This window comes from Klebsiella sp. F11 (assembly GCF_056712265.1).
In genome coordinates this window covers 4,985,477-5,009,527 of sequence record NZ_CM160060.1, presented here as the reverse complement: position 1 = coordinate 5,009,527, position 24,051 = coordinate 4,985,477, and the positions used below count along the sequence as shown (strand labels likewise).

At 59.5% G+C, this 24,051-nt stretch carries 23 protein-coding genes; 17 read left to right on the top strand and 6 right to left on the bottom strand.

All coding sequences use genetic code 11. The annotated features are described in order from the left end of the window. Window positions 1–114 precede the first annotated feature (114 nt). From AC1M2H_RS24600 to AC1M2H_RS24555, 10 genes are all read left to right on the top strand, one after another. Entirely contained in the window at window positions 115–453 is a 339-nt protein-coding gene (locus tag AC1M2H_RS24600) for a glycine dehydrogenase (protein WP_095104325.1), read from the top strand. An 11-nt stretch (window positions 454–464) separates the two neighbouring features. Further along, entirely contained in the window at window positions 465–827 is a 363-nt protein-coding gene (locus AC1M2H_RS24595) for an SFCGS family glycine-rich protein (protein WP_341799308.1), read from the top strand. 2 nt (window positions 828–829) lie between these two features. Next, window positions 830–1,129: a DUF4312 family protein gene (locus AC1M2H_RS24590; protein WP_041143761.1), complete on the top strand. Its 300-nt coding sequence runs from the start codon at window positions 830–832 to the stop codon at window positions 1,127–1,129. Between the two features lie 21 nt (window positions 1,130–1,150). After that, on the top strand, window positions 1,151–1,927 hold the full coding sequence (locus AC1M2H_RS24585) for a DUF4311 domain-containing protein (protein ID WP_480149434.1): 777 nt from the start codon (window positions 1,151–1,153) through the stop codon (window positions 1,925–1,927). A 13-nt stretch (window positions 1,928–1,940) separates the two neighbouring features. Continuing rightward, window positions 1,941–2,585 carry a DUF4310 family protein gene (locus tag AC1M2H_RS24580; protein WP_367969880.1) on the top strand — a complete coding sequence of 215 codons (645 nt, stop codon included), beginning with the start codon at window positions 1,941–1,943 and terminating at the stop codon, window positions 2,583–2,585. Between the two features lie 42 nt (window positions 2,586–2,627). After that, entirely contained in the window at window positions 2,628–3,761 is a 1,134-nt protein-coding gene (locus tag AC1M2H_RS24575) for an amidohydrolase/deacetylase family metallohydrolase (protein WP_480149433.1), read from the top strand. Then, window positions 3,745–4,863 (top strand): DgaE family pyridoxal phosphate-dependent ammonia lyase, encoded by a 1,119-nt coding sequence (locus AC1M2H_RS24570; protein WP_480149432.1) that lies wholly within the window; start codon window positions 3,745–3,747, stop codon window positions 4,861–4,863. Before AC1M2H_RS24575 ends, AC1M2H_RS24570 begins: the two co-directional genes overlap by 17 nt. Continuing rightward, window positions 4,860–5,600: a 2-dehydro-3-deoxy-phosphogluconate aldolase gene (gene dagF, locus AC1M2H_RS24565; protein ID WP_480149431.1), complete on the top strand. Its 741-nt coding sequence runs from the start codon at window positions 4,860–4,862 to the stop codon at window positions 5,598–5,600. Before AC1M2H_RS24570 ends, dagF begins: the two co-directional genes overlap by 4 nt. A gap of 82 nt (window positions 5,601–5,682) precedes the next feature. Beyond that, entirely contained in the window at window positions 5,683–6,834 is a 1,152-nt protein-coding gene (locus AC1M2H_RS24560; RefSeq protein WP_480149430.1) for a lactonase family protein, read from the top strand. Between the two features lie 23 nt (window positions 6,835–6,857). Beyond that, window positions 6,858–8,768 (top strand): BglG family transcription antiterminator, encoded by a 1,911-nt coding sequence (locus AC1M2H_RS24555; protein WP_480149429.1) that lies wholly within the window; start codon window positions 6,858–6,860, stop codon window positions 8,766–8,768. Between the two features lie 6 nt (window positions 8,769–8,774). Here AC1M2H_RS24555 and nrdG read toward each other — a convergent pair whose 3' ends face one another. The 3 genes from nrdG to AC1M2H_RS24540 all read right to left on the bottom strand — a co-directional run bounded on the left by nrdG (window position 8,775) and on the right by AC1M2H_RS24540 (window position 12,749). Next, a complete protein-coding gene (gene nrdG, locus AC1M2H_RS24550) occupies window positions 8,775–9,239 on the bottom strand; it encodes an anaerobic ribonucleoside-triphosphate reductase-activating protein (RefSeq protein WP_480149428.1) in 465 nt (154 codons plus the stop codon). A 264-nt stretch (window positions 9,240–9,503) separates the two neighbouring features. Then, a complete protein-coding gene (gene nrdD / locus AC1M2H_RS24545; protein ID WP_480149427.1) occupies window positions 9,504–11,639 on the bottom strand; it encodes an anaerobic ribonucleoside-triphosphate reductase in 2,136 nt (711 codons plus the stop codon). Between the two features lie 366 nt (window positions 11,640–12,005). Then, window positions 12,006–12,749 carry a MurR/RpiR family transcriptional regulator gene (locus tag AC1M2H_RS24540; protein ID WP_480149425.1) on the bottom strand — a complete coding sequence of 248 codons (744 nt, stop codon included), beginning with the start codon at window positions 12,747–12,749 and terminating at the stop codon, window positions 12,006–12,008. 307 nt (window positions 12,750–13,056) lie between these two features. On the opposite strand from AC1M2H_RS24540, the gene AC1M2H_RS24535 reads away from it, so the two are divergent. The 3 genes from AC1M2H_RS24535 to celB all read left to right on the top strand — a co-directional run bounded on the left by AC1M2H_RS24535 (window position 13,057) and on the right by celB (window position 16,087). Further along, window positions 13,057–13,320: a PTS sugar transporter subunit IIB gene (locus AC1M2H_RS24535; RefSeq protein WP_480152028.1), complete on the top strand. Its 264-nt coding sequence runs from the start codon at window positions 13,057–13,059 to the stop codon at window positions 13,318–13,320. 80 nt (window positions 13,321–13,400) lie between these two features. Then, the gene (locus AC1M2H_RS24530) at window positions 13,401–14,708 is read left to right on the top strand and encodes a 6-phospho-beta-glucosidase (RefSeq protein WP_480149424.1); all 1,308 of its coding nucleotides are present in this window, start codon (window positions 13,401–13,403) and stop codon (window positions 14,706–14,708) included. Window positions 14,709–14,734: 26 nt separating this feature from the next. Beyond that, on the top strand, window positions 14,735–16,087 hold the full coding sequence (gene celB / locus AC1M2H_RS24525) for a PTS cellobiose transporter subunit IIC (RefSeq protein ID WP_480149423.1): 1,353 nt from the start codon (window positions 14,735–14,737) through the stop codon (window positions 16,085–16,087). A gap of 80 nt (window positions 16,088–16,167) precedes the next feature. On the opposite strand, the gene treC is transcribed toward celB, so the two are convergent. From treC to treR, 3 genes are all read right to left on the bottom strand, one after another. Continuing rightward, window positions 16,168–17,823, bottom strand: a complete 1,656-nt coding sequence (gene treC, locus AC1M2H_RS24520; RefSeq protein WP_480149422.1) for an alpha,alpha-phosphotrehalase — start codon at window positions 17,821–17,823, stop codon at window positions 16,168–16,170. Window positions 17,824–17,878: 55 nt separating this feature from the next. Beyond that, window positions 17,879–19,297 (bottom strand): PTS trehalose transporter subunit IIBC, encoded by a 1,419-nt coding sequence (gene treB / locus AC1M2H_RS24515; protein ID WP_480149421.1) that lies wholly within the window; start codon window positions 19,295–19,297, stop codon window positions 17,879–17,881. 129 nt (window positions 19,298–19,426) lie between these two features. Next, on the bottom strand, window positions 19,427–20,374 hold the full coding sequence (gene treR / locus AC1M2H_RS24510; RefSeq protein WP_480149420.1) for a trehalose operon repressor TreR: 948 nt from the start codon (window positions 20,372–20,374) through the stop codon (window positions 19,427–19,429). 445 nt (window positions 20,375–20,819) lie between these two features. Here treR and AC1M2H_RS24505 point away from each other — a divergent pair, with 445 nt between their 5' ends. The 4 genes from AC1M2H_RS24505 to AC1M2H_RS24490 all read left to right on the top strand — a co-directional run bounded on the left by AC1M2H_RS24505 (window position 20,820) and on the right by AC1M2H_RS24490 (window position 24,022). Then, window positions 20,820–22,538, top strand: a complete 1,719-nt coding sequence (locus AC1M2H_RS24505) for an IlvD/Edd family dehydratase (RefSeq protein ID WP_480149419.1) — start codon at window positions 20,820–20,822, stop codon at window positions 22,536–22,538. Window positions 22,539–22,555: 17 nt separating this feature from the next. Beyond that, entirely contained in the window at window positions 22,556–22,849 is a 294-nt protein-coding gene (locus tag AC1M2H_RS24500; protein ID WP_480149418.1) for a hypothetical protein, read from the top strand. Window positions 22,850–22,885: 36 nt separating this feature from the next. Next, a protein-coding gene (locus AC1M2H_RS24495) for an IS1 family transposase (protein WP_480147781.1) occupies window positions 22,886–23,580 on the top strand; the annotation gives its coding sequence in 2 pieces (ribosomal slippage) (window positions 22,886–23,132 and window positions 23,132–23,580; 696 coding nt in all). Continuing rightward, window positions 23,549–24,022 carry an RraA family protein gene (locus AC1M2H_RS24490; RefSeq protein WP_480149417.1) on the top strand — a complete coding sequence of 158 codons (474 nt, stop codon included), beginning with the start codon at window positions 23,549–23,551 and terminating at the stop codon, window positions 24,020–24,022. The genes AC1M2H_RS24495 and AC1M2H_RS24490 overlap by 32 nt, the downstream gene beginning before the upstream one ends. Window positions 24,023–24,051: the final 29 nt, after the last annotated feature.

The window sequence follows — 24,051 nt, the reverse complement described above, 5'->3', positions numbered from 1 at the left end:
CAATGGATCGCATCTTCCGGCGGCCTTTCCACTTCGAAGTGGAAAACAACTCGCTACAAACTCCTCTCCCCCGGCGTTAGTTTTGTCCCCAGAGACATCAACGGGGTAAGACAAGTGAATAACGGAGCGGTAACACACGACGTAGGGGAGCAGGCAACGCAAACCGAGCAGCTGGCCGAGAAGATGCTGCAGCAGGTTTATACCCTGTTAGGTCGCCGTAACATCATCCCCAACGCCGTTCAGGAGCAGATGCTGACCTCCCACGTGCGGGCTATGGCCCACCGGTCAATTAGCGGCGAGCCGCTGCCGGAAGTGGACGCCAGCCTGTTTGAAGAAATTTCAGAAGATTCAATGATGCTGGCCCGCGAAGTGGTCGCGCAATTCGGCAACCTGCCAGAGGAAGAGTCCTGGCTGCTGTCCGTCCACTTCGAAGTCGCAAAAGAAAACCTGTAAGGAGCTAAAAAATGGAACAAATCACCTTAGTTATCGGCGATCGCCTGGGTAAAGGACAGAAAGTTGCCGCTGGCGCGGAAAAAGCCGGAGCTCGTGCAGTCGTGGTTCCGGGCGTTGCCGCTGATATGAAGCTGGGCGACGTGATGAAAGCAGAAAACGCCACCTTCGGCATCTCCTTCTGCGGCAGCGGCGGCGCAGGCGCCATCACTGCGCAGAACAAGCACGGCTACAAAGCGAAATACGGCATGCGTTCCGTTGATGAAGGCGTTACCGCCATCAACGAAGGCTACAACGTTCTGGGCTTCGGTTTTATGGATAAAGAAGAGCTGGGCGAGCGCCTGGTCGAAGCCTGGAAAAAGAAATACGGCGTCTGAGCATGAAAGAGCAATTCACCACCACGGTGAGCGTTACGGGCAAAGGCGAGAGCAAAACTCGGGCGTTCGCCGATGCCCTGAACCACGTGCAGGCGGCGGTGATGAAAACCTCGCCGCACATTTTATTGCGTATTGAGCCACAGGATGTGGAGGTTGTTCATGCGCGTGAAGCGGTGCGCAAAGAAGCGTTTTTATTCTTCTTTCTGCGCCGTGAACGACGGACCTACAGCGTGGAGCTGAACGTTACCGTCAACGTGACCGCCATTAATCTCGATAAAGTGGATTTCGTCACGCAAACCTGATTTTCACCATAGGGTTAAACTATGTTCCTGATAATTTTAATAAAATCGCTCATTATCGGCGGCCTGGTTGGCGTCGGCGTGGGCGCCGGAGCGGCACGTATGTTTCATGCGCCCACCACGCAAGGGATGGGCGCATTTCGTACGTTGGGCGAGCTGAACTCCTGCGAAGGCGATCCGGCTTCCCACTTCTCCTTTGGCCTCGGCTTCTTCTTTAACGCCTGGGCTTCTTCCGTTGCAGCAGGCTCCTTCACCCAGGACGTCGACCACCGCATCATTCCTAACTGGGGCGCCGCCGCGCTGATGCTGAAAAACCGCAACGTCGGCGAAACGCTGCACGATCCGAAGAAGATGGCGATTGCCTGCGGCATCATCGGCATGTTCGTGGTCTCCTTCCTTAACCTGACCGCCTCTTCCGTGCCGGAAGCGCTGCAGGTCACCGCTGTTAAGGTTCTGGTGCCGGCGGCTAACCTGCTGGTTAACACGGTGATGCCGGTGATCTTCTGGCTGGCGGCCATCGATGCCGGGAAAAAATCGGGCTTCTGGGCCACCATTTTCGGCGGCGCGGCGCAGCTGATTATGGGTAACGCCGTGCCGGGTCTGGTGCTGGGGATCCTGATCGGTAAGGGCGTTGAAGAGAGCGGCTGGCATCGCGTCACCAAAGTGATGATGTCCGCCATTGTTGCGCTGTTCGTGCTGAGCGCCTTCTTCCGCGGCTTCGACATTAAGACCCTGCAATCCTTCCACCTGGGCGTACCGAACTGGCTGGATCTGATTCACAACTCGCTCAGCGGCAAATAACAGGAGCCTCTAAATGGAACAGAATAAAGGTTTTTGGTATGCCGACTGGTCGTTCCCGATCTTTGTTGGCCTGCTCTCCTCCGGCGTCTTCGCCGGGACGCACATGTACTATCTCTACGGCATCGGCGCGTTTAACGAAGTGGCCTTCGTGGCGATGCTGAAAGCGGGCATCGATACCGGCGCCTACGGGGCGGTCGCGGCGTTTGGCGCCAGCTTCCTGTTTGCGCGCATCATCGAGGGTTCGCTGGTGGGGATCCTCGATATCGGCGGCGCGATTCAAACCGGTATCGGCCTCGGCGTGCCGGCGCTGCTGCTGGGCGCGGGCTTCGTCTTCCCGGTCGCCAACTTCGGCGCCTCGCTGGCTACCGGCCTGGCGCTGGGCCTGGCCGTTGGCTACATCATTATCCTGGCGCGTAAGTTCACCATCAATCAGAGCGACTCCACCTACGGCGCCGATGTCATGATGGGGGCCGGTAACGCCTCCGGCCGCTTCCTTGGGCCGCTAATTATCCTCAGCGCGATGACCGCCTCGATTCCTATCGGTATCGGTTCTCTGGTCGGCGCCCTGCTGTTCTACATCTGGCAGAAGCCGATCACCGGCGGCGCCATCCTCGGCGCGATGATCCTCGGCTCTCTATTCCCGATTGCTATTGGTTAAGTCCTGCGGGCGCGTGAGCGCCCGCTTTAACAGGAGAGACCCATGTTTGATTTACTCCTGCGCCGTGCGCGCCTCGTCGACGATACCCTGACCGATATCGCCATTCTGGACGGGAAGATTGCGGCGCTGGGCGAGATTAGCGCGCCTGCGCGCAAAACCGTTGAGCTGGACGGCCGCTGCTACGCCAGCGCCGGCTGGATTGACTCCCACGTTCACTGCTACCCGAATTCGCCGATTTATCACGATCAGCCGGACAGCGTGGGCATCGCCACCGGCGTGACCACCGTCATTGACGCGGGCAGCACCGGCGCGGACGATATCGACGATTTTTATCAGCTGACCCGCAGCGCGGCCACCGAGGTCTTTGCGCTGCTCAACATCTCCCGCGTCGGGCTGATCGCCCAGAACGAGCTGGCCAATATGGCCAACGTCGATGCCGATGCGGTAAGCCAGGCGGTGAAGCGCCACCCTGATTTTATCGTCGGCCTGAAGGCGCGCATGAGCAGCAGCGTGGTCGGCGACAACGGCATTACCCCGCTGGAGCGGGCGAAGGCGATGCAGCGCGAAAACGGCGATCTGCCGCTGATGGTGCACATTGGCAACAACCCGCCGAATCTCGATGAAATTGCCGACCTGCTGAGCGCGGGCGACATCATCACCCACTGCTATAACGGCAAGCCGAACCGTATTCTGACCGCCGCCGGCGAGCTGCGCGCCTCCGTGACCCGCGCGCTGAAGCGCGGCGTGCGCCTGGACGTCGGCCACGGTACCGCCAGCTTCAGCTTTGAGGTGGCGCGCCGGGCGATAGCGCTGGGCATTCTGCCGCAGACCATCAGCTCCGATATCTACTGCCGCAACCGTATTGACGGCCCGGTGCGCTCGCTGGCGCTGGTGATGTCGAAGTTTCTCGCCATCGGCATGTCGCTACCGCAGGTGGTGGAGTGCGTCACCGCCAGCGCCGCCGACGGGCTGCGCCTGACGCAAAAAGGGCGTCTGGCCGTGGGCTACGACGCGGATTTAACCCTCTTTGCCCTGCAGCACGCGCCGACGGTACTGGTCGACGCCGAAAAAGAGAGCCTGCAGGCTGACAATATTCTGGTGCCGCTTGCTGCGATTCGCGCAGGCAAGGGCTATCTGACCGAACAAGGGAGCGCGGAAAATGCCTTCGATTTTTGAAAAATACGATTTAAAACAGGTTATTAATACATCAGGCCGCATGACGGCGCTGGGCGTGTCCACGCCGCGCCCGGAAGTGGTCGAGGCCGTCATGAGCGGCATGAACCACTACTTCGAAATGAAGGACCTGGTCAACAAGACCGGCGAGTACATCGCGAAACTGCTGGACGTCGAAGGGGCGACGGTTGTCTCCTGCGCCTCCGCAGGGATCGCCCAGTCGGTGGCGGCGGTGCTGGTCAAAGACAGCAGCTGGCTGCTGGAAAACCTCCACGTCACCCCGATCGAAAACAACGAAATCGTCCTGCCGAAAGGTCACAACGTCAACTTCGGCGCGCCGGTGGGCACTATGGTGGCGCTGGGAGGCGGCAGGCTGGTGGAAGCCGGCTACGCCAACGAATGTTCCGCCGATCAGCTGGCGGCGGCGATCACTCCGCGCACCGCGGCGATCCTTTACATCAAATCGCACCACTGCGTGCAGAAAAGCATGCTCAGCGTTGAGCAGGCGGTGGTGGTGGCGCGTAAGCACAACCTGCCGCTGATCGTCGACGCGGCGGCGGAAGAAGATCTGCAGTGCTACTACAGCGCCGGCGCCGACCTGGTGATCTACAGCGGCGCCAAAGCGATTGAGGGCCCAACCAGCGGCCTGGTGATCGGTAAAACGCAGTACGTCGAGTGGGTCAAACGTCAGTCCGCCGGCATTGGCCGGGCGATGAAGGTCGGTAAAGAGGGCATTCTGGGCCTGACCTGCGCCATTGAACACTACCTGACGGCGCGCAAGGAGAGCGGCGACGAGATGGTGGCGAAAATGACGCCGTTTATTGAGCAGCTCAACGCCCTCACCGGGGTGAGCGCCAGGGTGGTCTGGGATAGCGCCGGCCGCGATATCGCGCGAGCGGAAATTAAGTTTACTGAAGCCGTCACCGGCATCGCCACCGGCGAGCTGGTTGAGGCGCTGAAGCAGGGCGAATACGCCATCTACTTCCGCGGCTATAAGGCCAACGAAGGCATTATTGAGGCCGACGTGCGCAGCGTTAGCGCACAGCAGCTGGAGATCGTCTCCCGCCGCATCGGCGAAGTTCTGAACATGGAGACGAAAGCATGAAACTGACCCCGAATTTTTACCGCGATCGCGTGTGCCTGAACGTTCTGGCGGGGAGCAAAGACAACGCCCGCGACATCTACGAAGCGGCGGAAGGTCATGTTCTGGTCGGCGTGCTCTCTAAAAACTATCCGGACGTGGCAAGCGCGGTGGCCGATATGCGTGAATACGCCCGGCTTATCGATAACGCGCTGTCGGTGGGACTCGGCGCGGGCGATCCAAACCAGTCGGCGATGGTCAGCGAGATCTCCCGTCAGGTGCAGCCGCAGCACGTCAACCAGGTCTTTACCGGCGTCGGCGCCAGCCGCGCGCTGCTGGGGCAGAGCGAAACCGTCGTCAACGGCCTGGTCTCCCCGACCGGCACGCCGGGGATGGTGAAGATCTCCACCGGCCCGCTGAGCAGCGGCGCGGCGGACGGCGTTGTGCCGCTGGAAACCGCCATTGCCTTACTAAAAGACATGGGCGGCAGCTCGATCAAATACTTCCCGATGGGCGGCCTGAAGCATCGCGATGAGTATCTCGCCGTCGCCGAGGCCTGCGCCCGCCACGATTTCTGGCTGGAGCCGACCGGCGGCATCGATCTGGAAAACTACGGCGAGATCCTGCAGATCGCGCTGGACGCTGGCGTCAGCAAAATCATCCCCCACATCTACAGCCCGATTATTGATAAAGAGAGCGGCAACACCCGCCCGGCCGACGTACGTCAGCTGCTGGAGATGACCAGGGCGCTGGTTAAATAGTCATTGCTCTGCCGTCCCCCGAACCTTTCCGTAAGGGCGGGGGACAACCACTTTCATCCCACCGAACCATCAAGGAGTCACTATGCCTGCCGCTCGTCACCTGCTTGTTGCTTCACTCTCCCTGCTCGCCGCCAGCACCTGCGCCCAGGCGCAGTACGCCTGGGTCGGCACCTATAACCCCAACGGCGAAGGTCTGTATCGCTTTACCGTCGAAGCGAAAACCGGCGCGCTGAGCAACCGAACGCTGGTGAGCTCGTTGCCCAACGTCGCGCAGCTTACCGCTTCGCGCGATGGCAAAACCCTGTATGCCGCCAGCGAAGTGGAGAAGGGCGTGGTGCAGGCGTGGCGCGTTGCCGCGAACGGCGAGCTGAGCGAGCTAAACCAGGTCTCTTCCGGCGGGGCCGGGCCGGTTTATCTCTCCCTGACGCCGGACGGTCGCCATCTGCTGGTGGCAAACTACGTTAGCGGCACGACGGCCGTACTGCCGGTGCAGGAGGACGGTCGCCTGGGCGAGGCGGTGGACGTTCATCAGGACCAGGGTCCGGCCGGCGCGGCGCGCCCGGCGGCGGCCGCTGAGGGCAGTTTCGCCATTAGCGACCATAACGGCCCCCATGCCCATATGATCTCGGCCGATCCCAGCGGGAAATACGTTTACTCCACCGATCTTGGCCTGGATCGGATCTATCAGTACCGCATGGACAGCGCCAGCGGCAAGCTGACGCCCAACGATCCGCCGTTTATCGCCGCATCTTCGCCGGGAGCCGGGCCGCGTCACTTTGTCTTCACGCCGAAGGGCGACGGGCTATGGCTGATTAACGAAGAGTCCTCGACGCTAACCTTCTATCATCTTGATAAGGCCAGCGGCCTGCTGCGCGAGGGCAAAACGGTTTCCGCGCTGCCGAAGGAGTATAAAGGCACCAGCTTTGCCGCCGGTCTGGCGCTGAGCGCCGACGGCAGGCAGCTGTACGTGGCGAACCGCCTGCATAACAGCATCGCGCACTTTAGCGTCATGGCGGACGGTAGCCTGAGCCATCAGGAAGATATCTGGACGCGCGGGGACTACCCACGAACGCTAACGCTGGATAATCAGGGGCAGTGGCTGTACGTCATGAACCAGCGTAGCGATAATATCACCCGTTTCAGCGTGGCGCCCAAAAGCGGCAGGCTGACCTTTGCCCCGGACTATACTCCGGTAGGCAGCCCGTCACAGATGGTGATATCCGCTCAACCTTGAGCCGTAAAGATGAAGGAACTGACATGCGATTTCCCAACCAACGTCTAGCACAGCTGTTTAGCCTGCTGCAAAACGAAACGCTGCCGCAGGATGAACTGGCGCAGCGGCTGTCAGTTTCTACCCGTACCGTACGCGCCGATATTACGGCGCTTAACGCGCTGCTGTTGCCCTACGGCGCGCAGTTTATCCTGATCCGCGGCAGCGGCTATCGGCTCGACGTTGACGACCCGGCGCTCTACCGGACGCTGGCGGAAACGGCCCCGAAGGCGCAGCATATTCCGCGTACCGCGCAGGATCGCATCAACTTTTTACTGATACGCTTTTTGACCTCGGCCTTTTCGCTAAAGCTCGAAGAGCTCGCGGACGAGTGGTTCGTCAGCCGCGCCACGCTGCAGAGCGATATGGTGGAGGTGCGCGAACGTTTCCAGCGCTACCAGCTGACTCTGGAGACTCGCCCGCGCCACGGCATGAAGCTGTTCGGCAGCGAAGTATCGATTCGTGCCTGCCTGACCGACCTTCTGTGGGAGCATTCGCAGCAGGGTGGACTGCCGCTGCCGGTTGATAAAGGCGGCCTGAGCGCCGAGGTGCGCGAACGGTTGGCGCGCGAGCTGCAGGAGATCCTCACCCGCCACCACGTCCGCCTGACTGACGAAGGCGAGCGCTTTATCCGCCTCTACAGCACGGTGGTGGTGCGCCGCGCCAGCGAGGGCTATCCGCTGGCCGAATTTAGCGCCGAAGACGTGGCGCAGAACGTGCGCGATGCCGCCCGGGAGCTGGTCGGGCTGCTGCAGCAGCTGGCGGGGAAGGCGCTCTCCGCGGCGGAAGAGGAGTGGCTGTGCGTGCACCTTGCCGCCCGTCAGGTGCAGGACCTCGATCCGGGCACCATCAGCGCCGACGACGACGAAGCGCTGGTGAACTACATTCTGCGCTACATCAATACCCAGTATAACTACAACCTGCTCGATGACGCCCAGCTGCATGCCGATCTGCTGACCCATATTAAGACCATGATTACCCGGGTGCGCTACCAGATAATGATCCCCAATCCGCTGCTGGATAACATCAAGCAGCACTACCCGATGGCGTGGGATATGACCCTGGCGGCGGTCTCCAGCTGGGGAAAGTACACCCCCTATGCGATCAGCGAAAACGAGATCGGTTTCCTGGTGCTGCACATCGGCGTCGGCCTCGAGCGGCACTACAATATTGGCTATCAGCGCCAGCCGCGCGTGCTGCTGGTGTGCGATACCAGCAATGCGATGGTGCGGATGATCGAAGCGACCCTGCAGCGTAAATATCCGCAGCTGGAGATCGCCGCCACGCTTTCGCAGCGCGAGTACGATCAGCTTGCGGCCGTTGCCGAGGATTTTGTTATTTCCACCGTGCGCATCGGCGAAAAGGATAAGCCGGTGGTGACCATCGCGCCGTTCCCGACGGATTATCAGCTGGAGCAGATCGGCAAGCTGGTGCTGGTGGACAGAACCCGCCCGTGGATGCTGGAGAAGTATTTCGACGAGGCCCATTTCCGGGTGATCGACACTCCCGTCGATCGCCAGACGCTGTTCGCCGAGCTGTGCCAGCAGCTGCAGCAGGAAGGTTTTGTTGATGCCGGGTTTTATGACTCAGTTGTCGAACGCGAGGCCATCGTCAGCACCATGTTTGGCGACGGCATTGCTCTACCGCACGCCCTGGGGCTGCTGGCGAAAAAAACGGTGGTCTATACCGTGATTGCCCCAAACGGCATAGTCTGGGGCGATGAAACCGCTCATCTCATCTTCCTGCTGGCCATCAGCAAAAGCGAGTATGAGGAGGCGATGGCGATCTACGATATTTTCGTGACTTTCCTGCGCGAACGGGCGATGGCCCGCCTTGCCGCCGCCGGCAGCTTTGACGAATTTAAAACCGTGGCAATGGAGTGCGTCAGCCGCTTTTAAGCGCGGCTAGCGCAGATGATGCACCACCTGGTTGCTGCTGCCGCGCCAGATAAGCATCGGGTCCTTTAAATCCTGCACGAACTTGCCGTCGACCAGCACGTTAATCAGGTCGACCACCGCCGTCTGCGCGTCGTTGAGCTCCTCAAGCCTGTAGCCCGTCCACATCCAGATATCCTTCCCCGGGCACTCGGCGCGAATGCGCTGCACCAGCGCGAGGATCTCCGGCACGTTCTGCGGGTGCAGCGGATCGCCGCCGGAGAGGGTGATTCCCTGGCGCTTAATGCGCGCGTCGTTGAGGTCGGCGATGATGCGGTCGGCCATTTCGGTGGTGAACGGCAGGCCGGAGTTGAGCCGCCACGTGCTCTTGTTGTAGCAGCCGGGGCACTCGTGGACGCAGCCTGAGACGAACAGGGTGCAGCGGGTGCCGGGGCCGTTGACGATATCGACCGGGTAGTACTGATGATAATTCATTGTTTCCTCTTCTCATTTGACGCTGTAGCGGCGTTGGCTGCGCTCGTGCGCCCAGGTCACTTACTACAGTAAGCTCCCCGGGACTTGCTCGCTTGCCGCCTTGCTACAACGCCAACTGATTTGAGGAAACCCATATAGTGGCGGTAGCCCTGGATAAAAAGCGCTTTGCGGCGCGATCCGGGAGCGGCTCCTGAATGGTCAAACGGCTACTGATTGATCCCCTCTCCTCGTTGGGGAGAGGGGGAGGGGCTAAATCGCTCGAAATTAACCGATCTGCCCGTTACCCAAATGCTTAACGCGGCGTTTAACTTCTTCCTGCTTGCCGGCGTTGAACGGGCGGGCGTCAGGGCTGCCGAGATAGCCGCACACGCGGCGGGTCACCGAGACGCGGGCCGCGTCGTGGTTGCCGCATTTCGGGCAGGTAAACCCTTTGCTGGTGCACTCGAACTCGCCGGTAAAGCCGCACTCGTAGCACTCGTCGATGGGCGTGTTTGTTCCGTAGTACGGCACGTGCTGGTAGCTGTAATCCCAGACGTCTTCCAGCGCCTTCAGGTTGTGCTGAATGTTCGGGTACTCGCCGTAGCAAATGAAGCCGCCGTTCGCCAGCGGCGGATAGGGCGCTTCGAAATCGATCTTGTCGTAAGGGTTGACCTTCTTCTCGACGTCGAGATGGAAGCTGTTGGTGTAGTAGCCCTTATCGGTCACGCCGCTGACGACGCCAAACTCGGCGGTATCGAGACGACAGAAGCGATCGCACAGGTTCTCACTCGGCGTGCTATAGAGGCTGAAGCCGTAGCCGGTCTCCTCCTTCCACCGATCCACGGCGTCGCGCATGCGTTTAACGATGGCGATGCCTTTCTCACGCAGCGCGTCGCTATCGTACATATGCTGGCCGCCGGCGAGCGCGTTGATGGTTTCGTGAATGCCGATATAGCCCAGCGAAATCGACGCGCGGCCGTTTTTAAAGATATCCGCCACGTCATCGTCCGCCTTCAGGCGCACGCCGCAGGCGCCTTCCATATAGAGAATCGGCGCAACGCGGGCCTTCACCCCTTCGAGACGCGCAATCCGCGTCATCAGCGCTTTATAAGCCAGCGCCAGGCGGCTGTCGAGCAGCGTCCAGAAGGCGGCTTCGTCGCCTTTGGCTTCCAGCGCAATGCGCGGCAGGTTGAGGCTAATCACGCCGATATTGTTGCGACCATCGTGGATCTGCTCGCCGTTTTCTTCATACACGCCGAGGAAGCTGCGGCAGCCCATCGGGGTTTTAAACGAGCCGGTGACCTTCACCACCTGGTCGTAGTTGAGGATATCCGGATACATGCGCTTGCTCGCGCACTCCAGCGCCAGCTGCTTGATGTCGTAGTTGGCGTCGCCGAACCGGTGGTTCAGGCCGTCGCGGATGGCGAAGACCAGCTTCGGGAACACCGCGGTTTTGCGGTTTTTCCCCAGACCGGCAATGCGGTTGCGCAGAATCGATTGCTGAATCAGACGCGATTCCCAACTGGTGCCGAGGCCGAAGCCAAAGGTGACGAACGGCGTCTGGCCGTTGGCGGTGTGCAGGGTATTTACTTCGTATTCCAGCGACTGGAAGGCGTCGTAGCACTCTTTCTCGGTACGTGAGCGGGCATACTCTTCGGCGTTGGGGATCTGCCACTCTTCGGCGATTTTACGATGCTTTTTGCAGCTCTCGGTCACGAACGGCGCCAGCACTTCGTCAATGCGGTTAATGGTAGTCCCGCCGTAAATATGGCTGGCGACCTGGGCGATAATCTGCGCCGTAACCGCCGTGGCGGTAGAGATAGATTTCGGCGGCTCGATCTCGGCGTTGCCCATTTTAAAGCCGTGGGTCAGCATACCCTTGAGGTCAATCAGCATGCAGTTAAACATCGGGAAGAACGGCGAGTAGTCGAGATCGTGATAGTGGATCTCGCCGCGCTCGTGCGCCTGTACCACGTCGCGCGGCAGCAGGTGCTGGCGCGCGTAGTGTTTGGCGACAATCCCGGCCAGCAGGTCGCGCTGGGTTGGGATAACTTTGCTGTCTTTGTTGGCGTTTTCGTTAAGCAGGGACGAGTTGGTTTGCTCTACCAGGCCGCGTATCTCCTGGTTCAGGCGGCCGCGTTTTTCACGCTCGATATCGCGATCGTGGCGATATTCAATATAGGCGCGAGCCAGCTGCTTCCACGGACCGGACATCAGCTGGTTCTCAACGGCGGTCTGGATTTCGCTGATATCGACCTGAGCCCGATTCTGCATTTGCTGGCTAACGACTTCTGCGACGGTGGCGCAATAGTCTGCGTCATCGACTCCCGCTGCTTTAGCTGCACGCAGAATTGCTTCTTTAATGCGCTCTGACTTAAACGGCACTTTGCAGCCATCTCGTTTCATCACATGCGGTGTCATGATCACTCCATATTTATAGAACAGGTTATCCACAGAGGCGGAAGGTATACCGAGGGCGCGAGGGACTATAGCCGCCGCCGTCTTCCTTCGGTTCCGGACCATTTTATCCACATCCCACCACCGCCTGAGTACGATGGGCTGTGTCGACATAATAGACGATTAATACAATATATAGGGCCGGAACGCATTTTAAGTTCTACATGTAGTGATTTGCATCAAAGATGTTTGCGATTTTATTGACGCAGGACAAAGTAAAAAGGTGAGAGTACGGATGGTGGGCGCTTGCGCTAAATGTAAATTTATTTGCTTAAAAAACAAGCATAAAAATCTCAGCAGGCCGCCCGGGAAGGCGGCAGGCATTGCGGCTCAGGCAATCAGCGTATCGTTAAGCAGATCGACCAGCAGCAGCAGGGCGTAGCGGGCCTGCTGCGGGCTATCGGGGAGCGGGATAATCCCGGCGGCCATGTTGGCCAGGGCGTGGTTTTCCGGCGTCAGGGCGATGATGGTCACTCCCTGGGTTCGCGCCTGCAGGGTCGCGCTTTGCAAAATAGCGTCCGCGCCGGCGGTGACCAGCACCAGCAGCAGGTGGTCGTCGCTCAGCGTCGAGGCCGTCATGCGCATCAGGGCGCTGTCCTGGCACAGGTTGATGGCGATACCGGAGGGCAGCAGCTGGTGCTGCAGCAGCGTGGCCAGCGCGACATCCTGGGCGCCGAGCGCGAAGCAGTGTACGGCGCGCGCGGTCAGCAGGCGGGATTTGAGCTTTTCGACCGCCGCCTCAGAAGTTTGCGCCAGCTGCCGGGTAAGCGTATCGCCAAGATAGCCCAGCCTGTCGCGCCAGGCGGCGGGCAGGGCGTGGCTATTCGGGCTCGCCCAGCTGGTCCGGCGCTCGCTGGCCTGCGCCAGCTGCTTGCGAAGATCGCGAATATCCTCGCAGCCGACCGAGCGGGCGAAGCGGGTGATGGTGGCCGGACTGACGCCGGCGCTGGCGGCCAGTTCATCGATGGACGCGCTGGCGGTAAAGCTCAAATTTTCCAGAATAAATGCCGCAACCCGCGACTCCTGGGCGCTAAAACGCACCAGCCCTTGCTGCAACTGACCTACGATATCCATCCTGACCGTCCCTTTCTGCAGAACATCACTTTGAAAATATTTTTCACTTACCGCCTGTGCCTATTTATAGCATCAGCCCAAGGTATTTCCTATGGTTTCGCCGTTAATCGGGCAAACAGCGTCAGCGATAATGATCAAAAATTACGTTTCGATCACATCGATGAAAATTATTTTCATATAGCCTTCACTTTCACGCAATCTTAACAATATATTCGCTGAGGCCCTAACGGGCGAGGTCATAAATCCATCTGGGGGAGAGGTCATGCAACGAATCGTTCTGTGCTGTGCAGCAGGGATGTCGACCAGCATGCTGGTGACGAAGATGAAAGCCGAGGCGCAGCAGCGCGCGCTGTCGCTGGATATCTATGCGGTGGCGGTGGCGGAATTTGAGCGCGAGCTGGCCAACGCCGATGTGATCCTGCTGGGACCGCAGGTGAAATATGAGGCCGGACGCCTGAGCGCGCTGGCCGCCCCGCACGGAAAAGCGGTCGCGGTGATCGATATGGCCGACTACGGCATGATGCGCGGCGCGGCGGTGCTTGATAAGGCGCTCGCGCTGCTTCATCCCTGATTTTTTCTCTCACATCCCGAAACTATCACGCGCGCTCACGTCGACCGCGCGCGGCTTTCTGCATGCCGAAAGAGGTCTCTATGCAAGCACTAAAAATTACCGTTATTGGCGGCGGTAGTAGCTATACGCCGGAGCTTATTGAAGGAATTATCGTTCGTTATGAACAGCTTCCGGTAACGGAGCTGGCGCTGGTTGACGTTGAATCAGGCAGGGAGAAGGTTGAGATTATCGCCGCGCTGACGCGCCGGATGCTCACCCGTAAAGGGCTGGAGCACGTTACCGTCAGCGTCCACTTCGAGCTCGACGAGGCGATCCGCGGGGCCAGCTTCGTGCTGACCCAGCTGCGCGTCGGGCAGCTGGCGGCGCGGGCCGGCGACGAGCGCCTCGGGCTGAAGTATAACCTGCTGGGCCAGGAAACCACCGGCGTGGGCGGATTCGCCAAAGCGCTGCGTACGATCCCGGTGCTCCTTGAGGTGGCGCGCAAGGTTGAGCAGCTGGCGCCGCAGGCGTTTATCCTCAACTTTACCAACCCGGCCGGGATTGTCACCGAGGCGGTGAGCCGCTACAGCAAGGCGAAGATTATCGGCCTGTGCAACGTGCCGATTAATATGCAACACATGATTACCGGCATGCTGGGGGCGAAAGAAGAACAGGTTAACCTGCGTTTTGCCGGGCTCAACCATATGGTATGGGTGCATAAAGTGATGCAGGGGCGCGAAGACGTGACCCGTAAGGTCATCGATATGCTGTGCGATGGCCAGGCGCTGTCGATGAACAATATCAAAGAGCTGCCGTGGCCGGCGCCGTTCCTGCGCGCGCTGAACGCTATTCCCTGCCCCTATCATCGCTACTTCTGGCTGACGCCGGCGATGCTGGCGGAGGAGATCGAGGCGGCAAAAACCAAAGGCACCCGCGCCGAGCAGGTGATGAAGGTCGAGCAGGAGCTGTTCAAGCTATACGCCAATCCGGCCCTCGATGAGAAGCCGGAGCAGCTCAGCTTCCGCGGCGGCGCCTGGTACTCGGAAGTGGCCGTGGAGTTAATCAACGCGATTCATAACAATCTCGGCAAAGAGATGGTGGTGAATACCCGCAACAACGGGGCGATTCACGGCCTGGACGATGATGCGGTGGTGGAAACCAACAGCATTATTGATGCCCAGGGCGCCCGCCCGCTGGCCTTTGGTGCGCTGCCTCCGGCGATGAACGGCCTGACGCAGCAGGTGAAGGCCTTCGAGCGCCTGACCATTGAAGCCGCCGTACACGGCTGTCGCGATAGCGCGTTGCTGGCGCTGGTGACCAATCCGCTGGTGGGCAACGTCACCGACGCGCAGGCGCTGCTGGACGAAGTCCTAACCATCAACCGTCAATGGCTGACGCAATTTAACTGACCGTTATTTCCTTTGGGGATCGTCTCATGTCGAACACTACGTGGATTGAACGTTACGTCATGCCCGCGGCGCTGAAAATCGCCGGGCAAAAGCACGTCCTGTCGGTGCGCGACGGCATTATTTTGAACATGCCGTTTATGCTGATTGGTTCATTTTTCCTGATCTTCGCCTATCTGCCCATTCCCGGCTATGCCGATATGATGAGCGGTCTGTTCGGCGACGTCTGGCGCGATAAAATTCTTTATCCGGTCAAAGCGACCTACGACATTATGGCGCTGATATCGAGCTTCGGCATCGCCTACCGGCTGGCGGAGAAGTACCGCACGCTCGATCCGCTGACCGCCGGGGCGATGTCGCTGGTCGCCTTCGTGATGACGATCCCGCAAAATACCCTGTTTACGCCGGCGCACGGCGCGGCGGAAGTGGTCAAAGGGGTGATCCCGGTCGGAATGGTCGGCAGCCAGGGGCTGTTTGTTGCCATCGTGATTTCGCTGCTCTCCACCGAGATTTATCGCTTTGTCGCCGGCCGCAACCTGGTGATCCGCATGCCGGACGGCGTCCCGCCGGCGGTGGCGAAATCGTTCCTCGCGCTGATCCCCGGCTTCTGCGTGCTGGCGGCGGTGCTGGCGCTGCGCCTGATCGTCGAAGCTTCGCCATTCGGCGACATTAACAGCATGATCTCGACCATTATCGGCATTCCGATGCACCACGTCGGCGGCACGCTGCCGGGGATGATCTTCTCGGTTATCCTGATCGGCATCCTGTGGACGCTGGGGCTGCACGGGGATGCCATCGTGCTGGTATTTATTCAGCCGGTATGGCTGTCGAATATGTCGGAAAACCTCACCGCGTTCCAGAACGGCCGGCCGATCCCGCACATCATTACGCAGCAGTTTTACGATCTGTGGATTGCTCCTGGCGGTACCGGGGCCCTGCTGGGGCTGGTGCTCTTTATGCTGTTCAGAAGCCGCAGTCAGCAGATGAAGCAGTTGGGGAAAATCGCCGCGCCCGGCGCGCTGTTTAATATCAGCGAGCCGATGGTGTTCGGCATTCCGCTGGTGATGAACCCCTATTTTTTCCTGCCGTTTATTCTGACGCCGGTACTGCTGGTGATCGTCTCCTATACCGCGATGGCGACCGGGCTGGTTGCTCCGCCGGCGGGGATTGCGCTGCCGTTCACCACGCCGATTTTTATTAGCGGCTATCTGGCAACCGGCGGGCATATTTCCGGGACCATTCTGCAGGTGGTGAACCTGACGATTTCGCTGGTGGTTTACTATCCGTTCTTCCGGGCGTGGGATCGCCTGAAGGCGAAAGAGGAGCACGCCTCGACCCGCGAGGAGGCCGGCAGCGCGCTGTCAACGGCCGACAGAGCCTGACGACAGCGGCGGCGCGCTGCGCCAGTCCGGGCCACCGTAACGTAGCCCGGCTAAGCGCAGCGCGAGAGCGGACGTCGCTCTTACGCCTGCAGCCACCACACGGCTTCAAACGGACGCAGAGTCATGGCCGCCGGGCGATTCGCCGCTTCCGCGTAGTTGCTCATCAATACCCGCCACTCGCCCTTCATCTCATCCGGCTGCCAGTTCTGGAATTCACGACTCAGGTTGGCCACCACCACCAGCGTTTGCCCCTGCCACTGCCGGCGATAGCACCACAGCGTTGGATGCTCCGCGCAAAGATCGAGATAGTCGCCCCAGGTCAGCAGCGGCGTGCTTTTGCGCAGGGCGATCAGCTGCTGATAGGCATAAAACACCGAATCAGGATCGGCCAGCGCCGCCTCGGCGTTGATGTGGCGATAGTTATCGCACAGCGCGATCCACGGTTCGCCCTCGCTGAAGCCGCCGTTCTCGCGGCCGTTCCACTGCATCGGCGTCCGGCTGTTGTCGCGGGATTTGCTGGCCAGAATCGCCAGCAGCTCGTCGGGCGCCTGCCCCTGCGCCGAACGTTCAATAAACATGTTGTGGCTTTCGACGTCGCGATAGTCGCTGATACGCGAGAAGTGCGGATTGGTCATGCCAATCTCTTCCCCCTGGTAGATATAGGGGGTGCCCTGCATGCCGTGCAGCACCATCGCCAGCATTTTGGCCGTCGGAACCCGATATTCTCCCTCGTCGCCGAAGCGCGAAACGATGCGCGGCTGATCGTGGTTACACCAGAACAGCGCGTTCCACGCCCGGTTGTGCATCCCCTGCTGCCAGTGGCTGAACAGCGCCTTCAGCGCCACGTAGTCAGGACGCGCGAGGCTCCATTTTTCGCCGCCGGGATAGTCCACCTTCAGGTGATGGAAGTTAAAGGTCATCGACAGCTCCTGGCCCTCCTGCGCCGCGTACTGTTGGCAGTGTTCCAGGGTGGTGGAGGACATCTCCCCAACCGTCATCAGGCCGCGCGGGGTGAAGACGTCGCGGCTCATCTCCTGCAGGAATTCGTGCGCGCGCGGGCCGTCGGTATAAAAACGGCGGCCGTCGCCCAGCTCGTCGGAGGGGAATGTCTGGTCTTTAGAGATCAGGTTGACCACGTCGAGGCGCAGGCCGTCAACGCCACGGTCGGCCCAGAATTCGCAGACCTTTTTGAGCTCCGCGCGCACGGCCGGGTTTTCCCAGTTGAGGTCCGCCTGCTCGGCGGCGAACAGGTGCAGATAGTACTGGCCGCTTTCGGCGTGCCACTGCCAGGCGTTGCCGCCGAACTTCGATCGCCAGTTGTTCGGCGCAGCGGTGGGCTCGCCGTCGCGCCAGATATAAAACTGGCGGTACGGGCTCTCTCTATTTAACGACTCGCGGAACCAGGCGTGGGCGGTCGAGGTATGGTTGAAGACCATATCCAGCACGATACGGATGCCGCGCGCTTTCGCCTCGGCCACCAGTTCGTCAAAATCAGCCAGCGTGCCGTAGGCCGGATCGATGGCGGTATAGTTCGCCACATCGTAGCCGTTATCCACCTGCGGCGAGACGTAGAACGGGGTCAGCCAGATGGCGTCCACGCCGAGCTTGCGCAGGTAGTCGAGCCGCGCGGTGACCCCACGCAGATCGCCGGTACCGCTGCCGGTCGTATCCTGGAAACTCTTCGGATAGATTTGATAAATAACGCCGTTTTGCCACCAGAGGGGAAGGGTATTCATAGTGCTTTCCTGCTACAACGAGGGGGCGCATTCGCGCCCCGAAAGGAAGATAAAGTCAGACAATCTGCAAGGTGCCCTGGCGGAATTTGCGCTGGTACACGAAGGTCGTGAGAACAATCGGCACGACGACGGCGATAGCCATTGCCAGGCCGTAAACCTGCCAGTAGGTCGGCTGGATGGAGAGGATGCCCGGCAGGCCGCCGACGCCGATCCCGTTCGCCATCACGCCGTTCAGGCCGCACAGCAGCCCGGCGAGGCCGGAGCCGATCATGGCGCAGAGCATCGGGAAGCGGTACTTGAGGTTAATGCCGTACATTGCCGGCTCGGTCACCCCGAGGAAGGCGGAGATCGCCGCCGGGACGGAGATTTCACGCTCATTCTGCTTGCGGCTGGCGATAATAATGCCGACCACTGCCGAGGCCTGGGCGATGTTGGAGAGAGCAATCAGCGGCCACACCGGCGTACCGCCCATGCTCTGAATCATCTGCATATCGATAGCCAGGGTGGTCTGATGGACGCCGGTAATAACCAGCGGCGCATACAGGAAGCCGAACAGCGCGGCGCCAATCGGCGCGAAGCTGCCGGTCATCAGGTGACGCACCGCAAAGGCCACGCCGTCGCCGATCATGCGGCCGAACGGGCCGATAAAGGCATGAGCAAGGAACACCGCCAGGATCAGGGAGCATACCGGCACTATTACCAGGTAGAGATAGTCAGGCACGATGCGCTTCATTCGCGTTTCGATAAAGCCCAGCGCCAGGCCCGCCAGCAGCGCCGGGATCACCTGTGCCTGATAGCCCACTTTGGCGATGGTAAACAGGCCGAAGTTCCACACTTCCGGTACCTGCTGACCGAGCATATAGGCGTTCATCAGCTGGGGAGAAACCAGCGTGACGCCCAGCACGATGCCAAGGATCGGCGTGCCGCCCATTTTCCGCACCGCGGACCAGCAGATGCCGACCGGCAGGTAGAAGAAGATGGCTTCGCCAATCAGCCACAGGAAGTCATAGATCGTTTTCAGCGACGGGTGCATTTGCGCCAGCGTCTGGCCGTTGCTCATCGGCAGATCGCCGATCACGTTGCGGAAGCCGAGGATCAGGCCGCCGCTGATCAGCGCCGGCAGCAGCGGGAAGAAGATCTCGGCAAAGTGCGAGATCAGCTGCTCGTGCCACTTCATGTTTTGCCGCGCGGCCTGTTTGGCCTGCTCTTTATCAGCGGAGGCCTGGCCGGTGGTGGCCAGCAGCGCCTTGTAGTAATCGTCCACGTCTGTGCCGATCACCACCTGGAACTGGCCGGCGTTGGTAAAGCAGCCCTTCACCATGCGCAGCTGCTCAATATCTTTCGGCCTGGCGATGGCCGGATTATTCAGCACAAAGCGCAGACGGGTAATACAGTGGCTGACGGTGGCGATGTTGTCACGCCCGCCCACCAGTTCGATTAATTTATCGATGTCCTGCTGATTTACTTTACTCATTGTGAGGCCTCAAAACAGAGGGAAGAGATTGCGTAATGAACTGAGACGAATCCTAACCGCTCCGCTTCATTTGCAAAATGGGAACGTTCCCGAAACGCAGCCACGATCACATAAATCCTGCCGACGGGATTAAATCAGGGTCGCGGGAATGACGATTTGACGGGGGTTAGCGCTGCCGGCGATCTGCTCGATCAGCTGCCGCGCCGCCTGGCGTCCGGCCTCGGCGTAGCCCGGATCGACGGTGAGAATTTCCGGGTGCAGGAACTTCATCAGCGGCGTGCTGCCGACGCTGGCGATCTGCAGGCTATCGATGCGCTGCTCCTGTAAGTACTTGCTGGCGCCAAGAGCGAGGGTATCGGTGGCGCAAAGCAGGGCGCTGCTGTCGGCGCCGAGGACGCTGGCGACGTTTTCATAACCCTGCTTCATGGCGAGGCCAGGCAGCGCGGCGGTGGGGGTGAGCCGGTGCTGCCGGCAGAAATCGAGATAGGCCTGATGACGGCGCTGGCCGGTGGTGACGTCGCTGTGCGGCACCCCGAGGAAGCTGATATGGCGATGGCCGCGATCGTAGAGGCGCTGCATCAGCATCTTCACCGCGCCGTCGTCGTCGTAGCAGACCGAGGCGAAGCCCGGCGCGTCGCGGGCCAGCAGCACCAGGGTTTCGCGCCACGGCGTGAGCATCTCTTCGGTAATGCCGGTGAAGCCGAACAGCACCACGCCGTCGATGTGGCGGCGGGCGAGGATCCTGAGGTGCTCGCTAACCAGCGCCGGGGAGAACTGGCTCTCCATCATAATCGGATCGTAACCCTGCTCGTAGAAAGCGGGCAGCATGGTCTGCACGGCGAGGTTTTCCGACAGCGAGTCCAGACGGGTGACGATAATCGCCACCACCTTGTCGCTCTGACCGCGCATGGCGCGCGCGGAGCGGGAGGGCGAGAAGCCGTGCTGCTGCATGACCGCTTCCACGCGCTCGCGGGTGCGCTCGTTAACGCCGCTTTCATTATTGAGCACGCGCGATACCGTCGATTTCCCGACGCCGCTTAAGCGCGCGATATCTTTGATGGTCAGCCGGTTTTGCATGCAGGATTCTCGCGGTGGTCCGATTAAATTGAGCCTAATGCTACTCAACCAGGCGGCAATGAGCAAAGTCTGGTTTATGCCCAGGAGCGGATCCGCGGACTCTTTGCGCCGCTTATTGCGCCAGCCGCTGCCCAGACCGCGGCGGCTACTTCGATACAGATCACATTTTCGCTATTAATTCGCGGGAATTTAACTTTTATATATGAAACCTTAAAAAAGCAACCTGACTGTATTGATCTGATATTAAATAATATTTTTACCAACAATGGCGATGGGACATTTTTAACTTTTACCCGTAAAAGCGTGGGGCAAGCGGGGGCGAAGATTCTATTTGTTCACTCACAAACGGCGGCTTTTGCCCGTATCTGGCGGCGAATTGACGGGATCGCCACATCAATTACACTGCCGCTAACTCCCACCTTTTCTGGAAAATGAGCGCAGCGTAATGAAGAAATATCGTAGCCAGACGTGGTTTGGACGTAAGGATAAATCAGGGTTTATTGCCAGAAGCTGGTTAAAAAATCAGGGGCTGCCCAATGATATTTTTGATGGTCGCCCGGTTATCGGGATTTGTAATACCTGGTCTGAATTAACTCCCTGCAACGCGCATCTACGCGATCTTGCCGAGCAGGTCAAAATGGGCGTTCTCGAAGCGGGCGGCGTGGCTTTTGAGTTTCCGGTGATGTCGCTTGGCGAAGCGCTAATGAAGCCGACGACCATGCTGTTTCGCAACCTTGCCAGCATGGACGTTGAAGAGTCGATTCGCGCGAACCCCATTGACGGCGTGGTGCTGCTCACCAACTGCGACAAAACGACGCCATCCTGCCTGATGGGCGCGGCCAGCGTTGATCTGCCGACGCTGGTGGTCAGCGGCGGGCCGATGCTCAACGGTAAATATCGCGGTGCGGATATCGGCTCCGGCACCGATTTGTGGAAATTTAGCGAGGACCTGCGCGCAGGCCTGATGAGCCAGGCCGAATTTGACGAGGTGGAAAACGCCATGTCGCGCAGCCCCGGCGCCTGCAATACGATGGGTACCGCGTCCACGCTCTCCTGCATGGTCGAGGCGCTGGGCATGTCGCTCCCGGGCTCGGCCGCCATTCCCGCCGTTGACGCCGCGCGTCGGCGGGTCTCCCGCCTGTCCGGCCGCCGTATTGTCGAGATGGTGAAAGAGGATCTGCGCATGTCGCAGATCCTGACCCGCGAGGCTTTCCAGAACGCTATCGTCGTCAATGCCGCCATCGGCGGCTCTACCAACTTTATCCTGCACCTTCTTGCGCTGGCCGGGCGCATCGAAGTACCGCTGACGCTGGAGGATTTTGACCGCTTTAGCCAGAACGTTCCGCTGCTGGCGAACCTGAAGCCGTCGGGAGAGTTTCTGATGGAGGATTTCTACTACGCGGGCGGCGTTCCGGCGGTGATCGGCCAGCTTACCGACAAGCTGCATACCCGGGCGCTGCAGTGCAACGGCAAAACCCTGCAGGAAAACTACCGCGAGGCGGCGATTTTAAACGAGCGCGTGATTACGCCGCGGCAAAAGGCACTGCTGGATGACGCCGGAACGATCGTGCTGAAGGGCAACCTTTGCGCCGACGGCGCGGTGATAAAGCCTTCGGCCGCGACGCCGGCGCTGCTCAACCATACCGCGCGGGCGGTCGTTTTCGAGAATATCGAAGATTATAACCGGCGCATCAATGACCCGAACCTGGACGTGCGGCCCGACGATATTCTGGTGCTGAAGGGCGTGGGGCCAAAGGGTTATCCGGGGATGCCGGAAGTCGGTAATTTTGGCCTGCCGCTGAAGATCCTGCAGCAGGGCGTGCGCGATATGGTGCGCATCTCGGACGGGCGCATGTCGGGCACCGCATTTGGCACGATTGTCCTGCACGTCAGCCCGGAATCGACCATCGGCGGGACCCTGGCTTTGGTGGAGAACGGCGACATGATTGAGCTGAACTGCCGCGAGCGCCGGCTGACGCTGCACGTCAGCGAGAGCGAACTGAGCAAGCGTAAAGAAAACAGACCGCAGGTATATCCTGATTATCCCCGCGGCTACGCCAGCCTTTATATCCAGACGGTACAGCAGGCCCATACCGGCGCTGACCTGAATTTTTTACCGGGTAAATCAGGTAGCGAAATTAAACGTGAACCCCATCCTGAATAATGAACAGAGGAAATGTTATGAGCCACTCCTGGTCCGATGATGAAACGTTATTTGCATTAGCAAAAGAAAAGCTCTTTGTTGCATTAGTGGGGGATATTCTGGATTCAATGGGATTACTCCATCAGTTTTTATCACCGCAGTTAAAACCGATTGATGCAAATATGATTATTATTGGCCGGGCGATGCCGGTTCTTGAGGCGGATTATTTCCAGCAAAGCGTCCCGGGCCATAATACGCTCAGCGAAAAGCCGTTCGGCTTAATGTTTCACGCGCTGGACGATCTGCAAAAGGGTAATGCCTTCAATCGATAGAAAACCATGATATGCTACTGGTATTTAGGGCTTTCTATGGCTACCGTTACTGTTCATTGTCCTCGTTGCCATTCCGATTCTGTTTATCGCCATGGGCACAGCTGTTCCGGGCACGAGCGCTTTCGTTGCCGGTCATGTCGCCGCGTTTTTCAGCTGGCTTATACCTATGAAGCCAGAAAACCCGGTGTAAAAGAACAGATAGTTGAACTGGCACACAACGGTGCCGGCGTCCGCGATACCGCCAGAGTTCTTAAGGTCGGTATCAATACCGTCATACGGACATTAAAAAGCTCTCGCCGTCCCGGATAACCGCTTCTCCTGTCGCTCATGCCGATGTGGCACTCATCTGCGAGCTTGATGAGCAGTGGGGCTTTGTTGGCAGTAAAGCCCGGCAGCACTGGCTCTGGTATGCTTACAATACCAAAACGGGTGGCGTACTGGCTTATACTTTCGGCCCACGTACCGATGAGACATGTCGGGAACTGTTGGCCCTGTTGACGCCCTTTAGCATCGGCATGATTACCAGCGATAACTGGGGCAGTTATGCCAGAGAGGTGCCGAAGGAGATACATCTGACTGGTAAAATTTTCACACAGCGCATTGAGCGAAACAATCTGACGCTGCGAACCCGTATCAAGCGGCTGGCACGCAAAACAATATGTTTTTCACGTTCCATCGAATTGCACGAAAAGGTCATCGGTGCCTTCATCGAAAAGTACATGTTCTACTGATTGGAGGCATTACCTGCAAAAGAACGAGGTTTATATTTGTGCGGGCGGCTCGCCGCGCTATGCGCAATGGGGAGGGTTGATGTCAACCCGCGCCATGCAGTGCGGGGCGGCGGGCGCCGTCATTCATGGCTACCATCGGGACAGCAATGAAATTTTGGATCTCGGCTTCCCGGTAGCCTCCTTCGGCAGCTACGCGCAGGATCAGGGGCCGCGCGGCAAGGTGGTTGACTGGCGCGTGCCTATTGAACTGGACGGCGTACGGGTTGCGCCTGGCGATGTGATTTTTGGCGACCGCGACGGCGTGCTGGTGATCCCTGCGGAGGCGGTGGACGACGCCTTCCACGGGGCCTTTGAAAAAGCCAAAGGTGAAAATGAAGTGCTGCTCGCGCTGAGAAAGGGCATGAGTACCGTCGAGGCGTTTGATAAGTTCGGTATTATGTAACCGCCGTTTCGCGATTCTTCACGCTTTTA